The organism is Thermococcus sp., from assembly GCF_027023865.1.
Lineage (GTDB): Archaea > Methanobacteriota_B > Thermococci > Thermococcales > Thermococcaceae > Thermococcus.
On the sequence record NZ_JALVUC010000020.1, the window covers coordinates 14,520 to 27,070 of the forward strand.

Consider the following 12,551-nt stretch of genomic DNA (forward strand, 5'->3'; position numbering starts at 1 on the left):
GGAAGGTGAGGGCTTTAATCATCGGGGTCGGCCAGTGTGGAACCAAGATCGCCGACCTCTTTTCCCTCGTCGATTTTGAAGCCTTGGCTATAAACACCTCACTGGGCGATCTAGACTACCTCAAGCACGTCCCCCAGGAAAGGAGAATCCTAATAGGTGAGGGCATCACCGGTGGAAAGGGCGTCAACGCGAATCCCATACTTGGAAGAGAAGCGATGAAGCGCGATTTACCGATGGTAATGCGCAAGATAAACTCCATCATCGGCTACGAAGACGTTGACATCTTCTTCCTGACCTTCGGCTTCGGCGGCGGAACCGGGGCTGGTGGAACGCCTCCCCTGGCCGAGGCACTGAAGGAGGAGTACCCCGACTCCCTCGTTGTCGCGATAGGCGCCCTCCCACTGAAGGAGGAGGGCATAAGACCCACCATAAACGCGGCCATAACGATAGACAAGCTTTCCAAGATAGCGGATTCGATAATAGCCATCGACAACAACAAGCTCAAGGAGGGAAACGACGACATCAGCAGGGCCTACGAGCGCATTAACTACACGATAGTAGAGAGGATAGCATCACTCCTCGCTCTAGTCGACGTCCCTGGCGAGCAGACGCTCGATGCCAGCGATTTAAAGTTTGTCCTCAAGGCCCTCGGGAGCTTCGCCACAGTAGGCTACGCCAAGGCTGACGCCGGAAAGGTTAAGAGCCTGTCGAGGCTTATACTGAAGTCCTTCGAGAGCGAGGGGCTTTATCTTGAGGCGAACATAGAATCGGCACTCTACGGCCTCGTCGCGGTTCACGGTCCCCCCGAGGTTCTCAAGGCGGGTGACATCTTTGAAGCCCTTGACTACCTCACCGGTAAGATACGGGGCAAGCAGATATTCCGCGGCTTCTACCCAGATCCCCGCGAGAGAGAGGTGGAAGTTGTAACGCTCCTCAGCGGAATCTACGACAGCAAGAGCATCGAGGACATTGTAATCACCGCGAAGAATTACGCCCGTTCCTTTATGGAGGCAAAGGAAGAGGCTGAGACTAAGAAGAGGGAACTTCTCAGCGGTCTGCCGGATTTCGACGACGTCTATCCTGTGGAGGGAGGGAAATGACCGAACCGGTTAAGGACTCGGTGGAAGTGGCCCTTGAGCTTGACGAGAGGGAGGTCTACTCTCACATCGCCCACGAAAGCGCCGAGGACATAACCAGGATAATCTCCTCCCTTGACGCAGAACGTGCGAGACTCCACGGCGAGGTAATCTACTACAGGGACGACTGGGACGACCTTATACGTGAGCGGATAGCCAAGGGAAAGCGGCATACTGCCTTTGACTTCTATAACCCTGCCCTTCTTGACATCTGGGAAGCAAAGGTGAAGGAGGGCAAGAGGGTGAAAAACCTTGAGAGGGCAGGCTACACTGGAATAACCCTTGTCCTTCTCCTGAGTACACTGGCTTCCTGGTTCACCTCGGAGCCTTACTTTCTCCTTGGACTCTCACTTCTCCCCTTAGTCATCGTCATCCGCGACCTCTCACGGGAGCGCTTGGACCTCGTATACTACGAGCTTACACAGTTCTTCATCGATGAGCTTGCAAGCCTCGTTGGGGACCACGGCCTTGACCCTGATAGGTACAAGTTCAAAGTATTCAGCGGCGACTACTTCTCCATGGAGACGCGCAGAACCCCATCCGGGATTTTCGCCGTTGTCAAATCTTCTGGTTCCAAAGGACAAGCATTAAATAGAGGTTCGGTGTAATACACGTGGGAGTGAGAGAATGCGGTCGTCTAAGCGAGGTCAGGTGACCCTTGAGTTCCTGTTCATCTTTGGTTTGCTCACGATACTGCTACTCTACTCAGTGAAGACCACCACGTTCAGCCAAGGTAGCCCCTCTGTTGAGGACCTCAGGATGCAGGTGGCGATTGAGGAGAAGGGGCTCGCCGATACCATCTCCAACACGATAAGCCAGGTCTATGCCCAGGGACCCGGTTCAAAGGCCACCTCCTATGTCCACCTCGTTTACCTCCGCAATGTAGAATACCTCAAAAAAGCCTGGCCCGTCCAAACCCCTAAGGTGTTCATAACCTACGGCCACCTTCCAGGTGCCTCAGCAGTCAATGGAACTTACGTTCTTGTGATAAACGGAACTGGAACTACTGCGGCCGTGGTCAGCGGGGGCGACAAGAACGTTTTCCTCAGCCCCTCCATGTTCCAGAAAGACTTCGTCTTGAACATCTCCGTGTGGAACCCCCATGCGGACGTCACGCTTGATATCGTTGGCAGTCCGTCCACGTATCACGGTCTTGCCATTGATCCTGCCACCCTGCCGGCGTCCCTCCGCATCGTGGTGGAGTGGAACCCGGACATACCAAACGGCTGGACTTACAATTCAACCGCCGGTGAACTTAGGATAAACATCAACCCCGGTGGGTGAGATGAAGCGCGCTCAGCTCAGCATAGACCTACTATTTGCGGTTACCCTGATAAGTTTGACCATCCTCAGTCTGGTTAGTATGTCCGTCCACGAGGCCCAGGGAGCGAGGACGCTCGACACGATGGCCAAGCTCAAGGTCTTCACCATCGATCTGAGGGACACAGTAACAAAGGTTTACTCGACCGGCCAAGGGTTCGCCGTGAGAAAAGACTCCCCCATTCTCCTGGCGGCTGGAGACATCATAAACGTGACCCTCAATGCGTCCTCTGACCAGGTTGAGGTCAGTGCTTTAATAGGCGGTAGGAGATACTTCACGGCACAGAAGCTTCAGGTGCCCCTTGTTTCCGACAGCAACGTTACACTGAGCTCATCCAATGAAATTATGTGGGTTGTCGCCGCTTACAATGAAACGGTAGGGATGGTAGATGTCAGGGTTAAACAACATCCGTAAGGGCCAGACTGCAGTTGAGATGCTCTTCATCCTTGGGGTTATCCTAGCGGGGATAGTGGTGGTTGTTCCGGTCTACACCCAGCAGAGCTCGGACTCCGTTACGCTGACTGCCATTAGGGACGCCTCCTCACAGGCCGCTGCATATATAAACATGGGGGTTGTATCCAGTGATACTTCATACGCCCCGTTAAATGAGGTTATAAACAATTACACCGGCTATTCAAACGTTGGCTTCAGGTTCGTTGGCCTTGAAGTCCTTTCGGAGAACTCCACATCACTAGTGGTGGCAGTCAAGTTTGAGCACGACCTTCCCCCCAACTCCACGAGGGATGGGAAAATTGCCCTTGCCATTGGAGAGTTCCTTAAGGGCTACCTCGGTGGCATACACGGTTTTACCCTCCGCAACGGACATCTCTACACTGATAACAGGCTCCTGAAGTTCAACGTTACGGTAGGTGAGACATGGGAGGTGGTATCGTGAGACGCGGTCAGCTTCTCTCCATGGACGCCCTCGTGTCCCTTGTCCTTGTGATAATGATCCTTGGAACCGTTTCGGCAACGTCAGAGAGCCTGCGTAGCGGCATAACGTCGATGATAGGTTGGTATGAGAGGGCCAACATAGCGGACAACATGCTTGACGTTCTAACAAAGAGTCCCGGTGTTCCGGAGGACTGGTATACAAACATTAACTCACTCAAAGTCCTCGGACTTAAAAGTAACACATCCATACTGGGTTTAGATTATAACCGGGTTAGGGCTTTGGCCCTTAACTTCAATAACCCTTCCGTTTTAAGTGTATTAAAAAAGATGAGCTTGGGTAAGGACTTTTCCATTGAGTTTTACCTCTCCTCTTTCCAAGTGAGTATTGAGGGGAGCTTTCCGCGGATTTACATACCCAACATTACATTCACAGGCAGGAACGGGAAAGGGGTTCGGTTTGATCTCCAAGGAAGCCCTCAGGGCAACGATTATTTCTCCGTGAGTTACATTAAGATCACGAAAGCAAACGGTAGTGTTTACATAGATGAAAATATAACAGCACTCACAGGAAAAAACGGAAAAAACATCAACATAAGTAAGGGGGACACAATTGAAATCGTCACAGGTTCAACAACGTATCTAACAACCACGGGCGCGGATATCTCTTCGGAGTTATGTAACAAGGACTATTCCAGCGGAAACACCTGTGTGATTGGGCCGCTTCCAAAGAACACAGAGATTATAATTTATGCCAAGAGCTTAATCAGCAACTTTCAGATACAACTGGAAACAAAGGGGGACTGGAGGACTATCCGTTTAACCTCGGGACAGGGGAGCATCGTCGTCACGGTCTTCGCCTATGACAACACCACCCCGAAGGTCTCCACCAACTACACACTCTTCACTAACCTTTGGGAGAAGAAGAGCCCCACCTACTGGTTCGCGGTCATCAATGGGACCCCCACTCAGGACCGGGATCTCGTTGCTGCCTCCATGAACAGTTCTCCATGGGTGGAGTCGGCTGAGAGGGTGATAACGATAAGCCACTTCGATTACAACCTATCCGCAGGACCATCAGCCGTTGATCCTCTGGTTTATGGCATCCTCGTTCAGCCCGTGCCCTTAGGTGCCTACCTCTCGGTCAGCGCTCCGGATACAAAGGGAAACGCCACGTTCGTGGCACTGTCTGGCTCACATCCCATTGGGTTAATGATTTACAGGAACCAAAGGGGAGACCCGCTCAAAGGGGTCTTGGTAGAGAATACGACGGCGGGTGTTGTTGTCAAGCAGTATCCTGGAACAACATCGTCCGTTTCAATTCCCCTTAAGGATATCTTTGGTGAGGAGGGCAACAGGTTTGCGGGCCTGTGGTTCTACTCCCTGGGAGGATGGGATAGGAGTGAGGTTTCCATTTATATTGTGCCGAGTATAAAGTGGGACCTTGAACCGAAGTCTGAGCCTGCCCTTGTAAAACTGATGGTGTGGGATGACCCATGAGGAGGGGGTTCATATTCACACTAGATGCACTGCTTTCGCTTCTGTTGGTCATGATGTTTGTGACCAGCATAGTCGTTATTATGAATAACACTTCCAGAGTTTATTCCACTTACATGCGCTCTCAGTCCCAGCATATTGCATTCGATACCCTTGAAACCCTCAGGACGGTCCCGCTGAACCAGCTCGTGCCTCCGGGGAAGATAAACGAGTGGATTAAAAATGGGGTTATTAACACAACCTATGTAACTCCTGATATGACACCTTTGGACATTGTGGCTACTTACTGGGCTGTCGCTCCTATGTACAATGAGTCCATTCAGTCCAAGTTTAAGAATAATTCCGCGAAGATCCTTGGCTACCTCCTCAACACGACCCTCAAGGGGTATGACTATGAACTAATGATAAACAACTACACAAGCCCGTATCTCAGAAAAGTGGGTTCCAACTACTCAAAGGCCCCTGATGTCTCTTCGGCAACCATCATAATGAGCGGCTACGCCTACAACCAGACCCCTAGGGGCTACATGGCGAGGGCTTATTTGACAAAGCTCGGGAGCAAGGAGAACGTTTACGTGATAAGGGGTGACTATATCTACGCTAGAACGGACTATTCAAGTCAGGCGGTTGATATAAAGTATATAGTCCCCGCCAATGCGATCCCATCGGATGCCTCAATAGAGCACATAACATGGTTCCTGGAACCGGCATGGGTCGGCTCCGAGTACAAGATATACCTAAACGGACAGGAGATATGGAGTGGATACGTGAATGACAACCTTAAAGTCAGTGATAATTCCAGGGTAGAGAATGAGTTGAAGGCAAACTTTCACCCTGGAAAACAGAACGTATTCGAGGTCAGGGTTTACAAAAGAGGGTACGATGGTGGTGAGGACGGTGCTCAGTACATAAAAATCAAATACAGAACCTCCATACCCTCAACCCTAGAATTCCCAAAAGAGTTCCATTTTGAGGATGTAACGGCGAATTACGGGATTGAAATCTGGAAGTATCTGTTCGTTCCGGGCAAGCTGAACTCGCTGAGCATTCAAGTGGCCGTCGGAAACGTCAGTAAGAACACACCGATAACCCTCTCCTTCATGTTCAATCAGAGTGTCACCATAAGCCCTACAAACTGTCAGTACAATACTTCCACGGAAATCAAGACCTGTTACTGGAGCAACTCAACGATATCGTCCACGCTTCAGAACGCCGGCTACAACTATACACAGATTTCGAGCAGGTACACCACAATAGTGGTTAATGCAGGAGGCAGGGACGCATACTACAACCCCAGAATACATCTAATCGGAAAAGACTCCTTTATTAAGGCCGATTATGATACTGGACTTGTTTTAACACCGTACACTATAGATATCACGGAACCGATATCCCTCCCAGACAGTGACTGGACTAGGAACGTGATCATCAACTTCAACGTGCCCTCCGGTGTTACCCCGCTGTGGGTGAAATTCCAGTTTCCCTGGCTGTACTCCACCAACTACGGAGAGCCAGAGCAGGTGATAACCGTTGACAACAGTAAGATCCCAGCCACGGACCTATACCGGCATCCTCCTGATCCATTTATATACGCACTGGCAAGGGTGGGTTATACCGCCAATACATTTGATTATCAATACAAAAGTCTCCCCAACGCAATAGCAAACGGAGCTAACACTCTGCAAATTACCCTAGGCAACGGCTATCAACTACAGCCAAAAAATGGGGATGGTACATTGACATATGTCATCCAGGCCTACGCCGGTTATGGCAACGTCTTCCCCAAGTTCATACGGGACGGTTGCGGGGGGTACAACATAACCTACTACTGGCAGGGTGACTCTAACCCGCACTACATCTTGGCGGGGAATGAACCGTACTGTAATATCAGCGCTACTCAGCTCTTAGAGGGCAGAAAAACCTACGCCGTGGACGACGCCATAGTGCGCCTGTTCAACAATCTCGGGGGGAACGGAACCCAAGCCGATCCGTTACTAGTGGAACTCCCATCGACGGTCACGATTGACTTCGCCTCCATGGGCAACATTCCCGGTCTCTTCCAGCCGATGCAGATAACCCTTAGGGTGTGGAGGGAGCACTGATGAGGAGGGCTTTCCTGATAAACTCCACAGTGATACTCCTTCTGATACCCCTACTTCTGCTCCTGGCCACTTACGAGGATGCATCATCCCAGATAATAAACTCCCAAAGTGAGAGGACACAGGTTGAGAGGACGTTCGATGTCGTGTCCTACCTTGAACTGGATTTCCAGAAGGCTATGGAACTCTCGGGAAAGAGGGCCCTAGTGGCAGTTGTTGACTACGTGGCCACCACAGGGAACTTCATAAACCCCAACTATATGGTCAACAATACGATCAGGGATCTCATCCTGAAGGGTACCACCTACAGTCCCGTAGGGAATAGCCCCGATGTCCAGAGGATAATGAGGAACCAGGATCTGAAAAGCTGGATGTCAAACGTATCGGCCATGCTCAAAAAACAGGGATATATCCTCGAGCCCAGCCCGGCGAAGATAGCCAACAGCATCGAATTAACGGTCTCGCTCTTGGACGCGTTCCACGTTGTGATCAGGGGACGGATACCCAACGTCACCATCCGCGATCTCTCGGGGAACGTCGTCTACACGGGACCGATTCCGCGTAATGGCTACATCTACTCAATAATAAGCATCCAAAACCTTGAAGACCCCATGTACTCTGCTATGACAGGGGGCAGGTATCACCGCTCGGTGAGGGCATGCAACTACGCGTTCCCCGATTTCACCCCACCGTTCACCACGGCCAACGGCTCCGGTATCACAAATTACACCAGGGTGGTGGGCCTCTTTGGAAAGGATCTCCAGTACAACTCAACGTACATCTGGGCCCCAACCGAGGGTTACATGACAAACCTGACGATCAACGACTCACCGGTGACTACGGACAGGATCATATTGAATGACGGTGACATGGGCGTGATGGTCTTCAACAGCACCTCCTCAGGCACCAGCGGAGGGACGGGCGGCTGGTGCTATCCCTCACTTGGGTATAGGGTGAACTTCACGATAAGTGGGGGGAGTCTCACCAACTACGACGGGTACCAGATACCTATAGTGATAACCAACTCGGAGATACTTGGCAAAACGTACTACACCGGGGACAATGCATCAATCAGGATTGTCGAGAAGGGAACATGTACTCAAGTTCCATTTTGGATCGAGTACTGGAGTTCCACAAAAGCCATAGTATGGATACGAGCGACAGCTTCAACGGAATACACTCTGTACTTTGGGGATGCCCCGACCTATGCAACCAGAGGGAACGGAACCAGTGTTTTTGAGTGGTTCCATGGTACAGAGGAGATAATCCAAGATGGCAAAGATAAGTCCTTTGATCTGAGTTCACTGGATTTAAGAGGGAGCATAGCGATAGACTTCCGGGCGAAACCCAGCATACCGAGCACCAACGAGGCCTGGGATAGTGGGATTTATGTTAGCACCACCGACGTAAACGGTAACCCACAGTGGATATACTTCATTGACGACACTAAAAGCTTATCATACTCACTAGCCATATGGGATGTATATTATGTGTGGTGGTGGCCATGGCCATTGCAAGGTCCGGCAACTAATGATGGCGCAAGGGGGGACACGGATTTCCACACCTACGAGGCGATAATAAAGCCCAATATAAACGGGGCGTACGTAAATTTCCTGGATTACGGGGTTGACTACACCGGCTTTCCAACACCGGTAAGGGAAAACTTAGATGGGTACCTACGGCACTACCAGCCTCCCCTGAAATATCTATACCTGGTAAACCTCTACAACGGGAATAAAAATAAAGCCATATTCAAGTGGATATTCATACGAAAGTATATACAGACCCTGCCCACAGTGACGTTTGGGGGAATCGGGGAATATACCCCACCCACTACTACCACCCAAACGGAAACAGCGGCAAGGGTCTATGACCTCCAGCCTTTCATCAACTGCCTTCGGGACAACCGCTACTTCGCGATACCCGGAGGTTGGTCATTCTTTGAGCGTCTGGAGGGGAGTGACCAGAACCACAATGCATACGTTGCACTGGCACACTCAATGCAGGACGCCCTCGGGTACAAGTATGGGAACAGCTACTATCCCATAGGTCTCGTCAGCTTCATGATACCCAACGCAAATTACGATGAGAAACTTCTCAACCTGTTTAACACCTTGGGTATCACCTTGGACAATGAGAGCAGTGTCGACTACTACTTCCTGCCCCACTACTTCAAGAAAGCGCCAAAGGTTCAGGGATACCGGGTCTGGGGAATATCCTACGGTACGTATTCTGGCGGTGATCTCTCGATCATACCATTTTACATAGATGAAAGGACAGCAGAGGAGATATTTGGCATATATGGGTCGAAGGATCTAACGGTGAGGTGAAATCATGCCCATTGAAGACGTTCTGTACGGGATAGGGGAGGCGGTAGACTCAGGTGTTGGGAAGCTCCGGGGGTTGCTCCTCCCGGCACCTTCAGAAAAACCCCCTTCCTTTAGACACCTGAGGCGTTTAATAAGAAGAAACCTTACCGTCCACGAGTTCCTGAGCCTAACATTACAACTTGCGTTTGTGTCCTATCTGATGATAAACCTGATCCTCCTGCTCCTGAGGCTGGATGTGCTCTGGATTCTTCTAATCGCTCCACCGTACTTCCTGTACATTAGGTACATTCTAGTACGGAACAGAAGATTTTTCCTAGAGCCGGATCTGTATAGGGTGTTTTACTACTGGATATCTATAATCTCATTTGCTTCATTCACCGGATACGCGGTAGTACGGGATATCTCAACCACGGTGTACTATTATATTGGGTATCTCACGGCGATACTTGGGGTTGTGGTGGTGTTCAGGTATTATTTCAAGTCCCGCTACGGCCGCGACTACACCTACGGTGTCGTTGAGGAGGTCAAGAACGACCTCGTTAGGGTCTTTGTCCACGATGATATAGCGGCCAACGTTAAGCCCGGCTACTACTGGCTCCCCGCCATTTCCGATGCCGAACCAGGGAGTGTTGTAAAAATATTGGTAGAGGAGAAGGCTCTGAAGAGCGCCCGACCGACGAGGATAATCGAGGTTTATCTTGATCAGTCCTCCCAAAGGGAGACAGAGCCAAAGGCCGCGACGGAGTAAAGGATGAGAAGGTAGATCGAGTGGCATGGTTCAACAAGGTTTGTCTTTACGAATCCCTTCCCATTTTTCTCGATTACTAACATCTCAACGTGATTGCACGGTGCCCTCACTACCACGCTGTTCTTCAAAATTTTTGCTTCCCACTCAAGCCCACGACACGCTTTCTTTACAAGGTGGGTGAACTCCTTCCATTTTTCCACGGAGGTGGAATAGTACAGGGTGTGCCCCAAAGTATCACCATTACAAATACGAAAACAACGGTTATAAAGTTTTCTGATTCTTATAATAAGAAATAGTAAGTAGTAACCCCTTACGCATGCCCCTTAAAGCACCTTGCAAAGCTCCACGAAGTTGCGGTAGACCTCTGCTCCACGCTCCGTGTGGGCAACCTCCGGGTGGAACTGAACGCCGTAGATTGGAAGGCTCTCGTGCTTCATGGCCTCGACCGGACAGGTCTCACTCCTGGCAAGAATCTTGAATCCGGGGGGAAGTTCCTTCACCTCGTCCATGTGGCTCTCCCACACCTTTAACCTCTCGGGGAAGCCTTTGAATATCTCATCCTCGTCGAGGATTTTGACCTCAACGAGGCTGTACTCAGCCTTATTCCCCCGTCCGATCTCTCCGCCGAAGTGCTTTGCTATGAGCTGATGCCCGAGGCAGATTCCCAAAATCGGAACGTTGAACTCGTCGTAGTGCTCCAAGATGGCTTTACAGTTGCCCGTTTTGTTTATGTCTGGCCCGCCGGAGAAGATTATTCCCTCCGGCTTCATCGTCTTGATTTCTTCCAGCGGCGTCGTGTTGGGGATTATCTTTGCCCCGACGCCGAGGTATCTCAAAGTCCTCCAAATCCTGTGGACGTACTGTCCGCCGTTGTCCATAATCACTATCATGGGCCCACCCCCAGGAGTTTGAAAAACTCGTCGGATTCTTCAACCAGATAGAATGCATTTAAATCTAAGGATTTTGCCAGTTCGGCCATTTTTCTGTCGTTGGTTATTAGAACTGCGTTTAGATGAAGGGCTGTTGCGATGAAGTAGATGTCAGAGGCCTTGTGGTGGGTTTGAAACGTCACCTCCTTCAAATCCCTGATTACTAGCTCTTCCGGAATCCAGGTGACTATGGTGCTATAAAAATCCAGGGTTTTCTGGACCCTTTCATAGCCGAAATATCTGGATAGGACCGCCACGAACTCAACCTCTCCAAGACGGGGAGCGTAAAGCTCCGTACCTCCCAACTGGGTGCCTTCAATGATCTTTTCTGCAACCACGGTTCGCTCCGGATAAAAGCTGGAAAATAGATGAAACACGACGGAGGTATCTATAACAGCTCTCATGTCTCCTCCTCCCTGAGGTGCAGAAGGTAATCGGTTGGATCCTCCTTAAAGCGCTCCTTAGTGACTTCCTTTCTCATTTCCCTGGCCAGCTCAAGAAAATCTCCAAGGTAAATCCTCACCCTGAGCTTCTGCCCTTCCTTCAGCTTCAGGGGTTTCAGAGGCTTCAGCACGCCATTTTCATAAACAACCTCAATTATCTCTTTCATCCCTGCCACCATATTTTAAAATCTCTTCAAAAATAAATAAATGTTCTCACTCAAACTCTATCGTCGCCGGCGGCTTGTTGGTGATGTCGTAGAGGACCCTTCCAACTTCGGGAATCTCACTCGTTACCCTGAAGGCTATCCTCTGGAGCACTTCGAAGGGAACCGCCATCGCGTTGGCCGTCATGCCGTCGAGACTCTCCACAACTCTGACCGCTACCGTCTCTTTGTAGGCCCTTATGTCGCCCTGGACGCCAACCGTTTTGACGCCGAGGAGGGCGGCGAAGGCCTGCCATGGTTTCAGCCCGGCCCTCTCAATCTCCTCCTCGACTATGGCGTTGGCCTCCCTAACGATGGCGACCTTCTCCGGCGTGACCTCTCCGAGAACCCTAATGGCCAGGCCCGGCCCGGGGAAGGGCATGCGATTGTATATCTTCTCAGGAAGACCGAGCTCCTTGGCGAGCTCCCTCACTTCGTCCTTGTAGAGGTCTCTAAGCGGTTCTATCAGCTTGAGGTTGAGCCTCTCCGGCAGACCACCGACGTTGTGGTGGCTCTTTATCTTTCCCTGACTCTCAATCCAGTCGGGGGCAATCGTCCCCTGGATGAGGAAGTCGGCGTTGATTTCCTTAGCGACCTCCTCAAAGACCTCGATGAAGACCCTTCCGATGGCCTTCCTCTTCTCCTCTGGCTCGGTTACTCCCTTAAGCTCGGCAAAAAAGCGCTCGCTCGCGTCAACGTAGTGGAGGTTGAGGCCGAACTCGCCGCGGAAGGTCTCCACGACGAACTCCGGTTCGTTCTTCCTCATGAAGCCCGTGTTGACGAAGACCGCGTGAAGCCTCTCACCTATTGCTTTATGGGCGAGCACCGCCGCGGTCGAGCTGTCAACCCCCCCCGAAAGTGCTATTATCGCCTTACCGTTCCCAACGGTTTCTTTTATCTCCTCAACCTTCTCCTCGATGAACTTCTCCCACATGAGCACCACCTTTGGCCAGC

General features: G+C 51.0%; 13 protein-coding genes. 9 read left to right on the forward strand and 4 right to left on the reverse strand.

Annotated features, from left to right (window positions below):
- Positions 1-5 precede the first annotated feature (5 nt).
- From MV421_RS08245 to MV421_RS08285, 9 genes are read left to right on the forward strand one after another with little or no spacing between them, the layout of a single operon-like run.
- Positions 6-1,100, forward strand: a complete 1,095-nt coding sequence (locus MV421_RS08245) for a cell division protein FtsZ (RefSeq protein ID WP_297504084.1) — start codon at positions 6-8, stop codon at positions 1,098-1,100.
- Positions 1,097-1,744 carry a hypothetical protein gene (locus tag MV421_RS08250; RefSeq protein WP_297504086.1) on the forward strand — a complete coding sequence of 216 codons (648 nt, stop codon included), beginning with the start codon at positions 1,097-1,099 and terminating at the stop codon, positions 1,742-1,744. Before MV421_RS08245 ends, MV421_RS08250 begins: the two co-directional genes overlap by 4 nt.
- Before the next feature lie 19 nt (positions 1,745-1,763).
- A complete protein-coding gene (locus MV421_RS08255; protein ID WP_297504089.1) occupies positions 1,764-2,420 on the forward strand; it encodes a hypothetical protein in 657 nt (218 codons plus the stop codon).
- Position 2,421: 1 nt separating this feature from the next.
- Positions 2,422-2,871 carry a hypothetical protein gene (locus tag MV421_RS08260; protein ID WP_297504091.1) on the forward strand — a complete coding sequence of 150 codons (450 nt, stop codon included), beginning with the start codon at positions 2,422-2,424 and terminating at the stop codon, positions 2,869-2,871.
- Complete coding sequence (locus tag MV421_RS08265; RefSeq protein WP_297504093.1) at positions 2,846-3,352, forward strand: hypothetical protein; 507 nt, start codon at positions 2,846-2,848, stop codon at positions 3,350-3,352. Before MV421_RS08260 ends, MV421_RS08265 begins: the two co-directional genes overlap by 26 nt.
- Before the next feature lie 53 nt (positions 3,353-3,405).
- Positions 3,406-4,848, forward strand: a complete 1,443-nt coding sequence (locus MV421_RS08270; RefSeq protein WP_297504116.1) for a hypothetical protein — start codon at positions 3,406-3,408, stop codon at positions 4,846-4,848.
- Complete coding sequence (locus MV421_RS08275; protein WP_297504096.1) at positions 4,845-6,947, forward strand: hydrolase; 2,103 nt, start codon at positions 4,845-4,847, stop codon at positions 6,945-6,947. The genes MV421_RS08270 and MV421_RS08275 overlap by 4 nt, the downstream gene beginning before the upstream one ends.
- The gene (locus MV421_RS08280) at positions 6,947-9,274 is read left to right on the forward strand and encodes a DUF2341 domain-containing protein (RefSeq protein WP_297504100.1); all 2,328 of its coding nucleotides are present in this window, start codon (positions 6,947-6,949) and stop codon (positions 9,272-9,274) included. The genes MV421_RS08275 and MV421_RS08280 overlap by 1 nt, the downstream gene beginning before the upstream one ends.
- Positions 9,275-9,278: 4 nt before the next feature.
- Positions 9,279-10,022: a DUF2101 family protein gene (locus tag MV421_RS08285; RefSeq protein WP_297504102.1), complete on the forward strand. Its 744-nt coding sequence runs from the start codon at positions 9,279-9,281 to the stop codon at positions 10,020-10,022.
- 323 nt (positions 10,023-10,345) lie between these two features.
- Here MV421_RS08285 and MV421_RS08290 read toward each other — a convergent pair whose 3' ends face one another.
- From MV421_RS08290 to guaA, 4 genes are read right to left on the reverse strand one after another with little or no spacing between them, the layout of a single operon-like run.
- Positions 10,346-10,912 (reverse strand): GMP synthase subunit A, encoded by a 567-nt coding sequence (locus MV421_RS08290; RefSeq protein WP_297417298.1) that lies wholly within the window; start codon positions 10,910-10,912, stop codon positions 10,346-10,348.
- Complete coding sequence (locus MV421_RS08295) at positions 10,909-11,355, reverse strand: type II toxin-antitoxin system VapC family toxin (RefSeq protein ID WP_297417301.1); 447 nt, start codon at positions 11,353-11,355, stop codon at positions 10,909-10,911. Before MV421_RS08295 ends, MV421_RS08290 begins: the two co-directional genes overlap by 4 nt.
- Positions 11,352-11,561 (reverse strand): antitoxin AF2212-like protein, encoded by a 210-nt coding sequence (locus MV421_RS08300; protein WP_297417305.1) that lies wholly within the window; start codon positions 11,559-11,561, stop codon positions 11,352-11,354. The genes MV421_RS08295 and MV421_RS08300 overlap by 4 nt, the downstream gene beginning before the upstream one ends.
- A 46-nt stretch (positions 11,562-11,607) precedes the next feature.
- Positions 11,608-12,531, reverse strand: coding sequence for a glutamine-hydrolyzing GMP synthase (gene guaA, locus MV421_RS08305; protein WP_297504119.1), 924 nt, complete (start codon positions 12,529-12,531; stop codon positions 11,608-11,610).
- Between the last annotated feature and the right edge of the window lie 20 nt (positions 12,532-12,551).

Coding starts and splice junctions, on each gene's coding strand:
- MV421_RS08265 (WP_297504093.1), top strand. CDS start 2,846: ATGTCAGGGTTAAACAACATCCGTAAGGGCCAGACTGCAGTTGAGATG.
- MV421_RS08250 (WP_297504086.1), top strand. CDS start 1,097: ATGACCGAACCGGTTAAGGACTCGGTGGAAGTGGCCCTTGAGCTTGAC.
- MV421_RS08295 (WP_297417301.1), bottom strand. CDS start 11,355: ATGAGAGCTGTTATAGATACCTCCGTCGTGTTTCATCTATTTTCCAGC.
- MV421_RS08280 (WP_297504100.1), top strand. CDS start 6,947: ATGAGGAGGGCTTTCCTGATAAACTCCACAGTGATACTCCTTCTGATA.
- MV421_RS08285 (WP_297504102.1), top strand. CDS start 9,279: ATGCCCATTGAAGACGTTCTGTACGGGATAGGGGAGGCGGTAGACTCA.
- MV421_RS08275 (WP_297504096.1), top strand. CDS start 4,845: ATGAGGAGGGGGTTCATATTCACACTAGATGCACTGCTTTCGCTTCTG.
- MV421_RS08255 (WP_297504089.1), top strand. CDS start 1,764: ATGCGGTCGTCTAAGCGAGGTCAGGTGACCCTTGAGTTCCTGTTCATC.
- guaA (WP_297504119.1), bottom strand. CDS start 12,531: ATGTGGGAGAAGTTCATCGAGGAGAAGGTTGAGGAGATAAAAGAAACC.
- MV421_RS08290 (WP_297417298.1), bottom strand. CDS start 10,912: ATGATAGTGATTATGGACAACGGCGGACAGTACGTCCACAGGATTTGG.
- MV421_RS08260 (WP_297504091.1), top strand. CDS start 2,422: ATGAAGCGCGCTCAGCTCAGCATAGACCTACTATTTGCGGTTACCCTG.
- MV421_RS08300 (WP_297417305.1), bottom strand. CDS start 11,561: ATGAAAGAGATAATTGAGGTTGTTTATGAAAATGGCGTGCTGAAGCCT.
- MV421_RS08270 (WP_297504116.1), top strand. CDS start 3,406: ATGATCCTTGGAACCGTTTCGGCAACGTCAGAGAGCCTGCGTAGCGGC.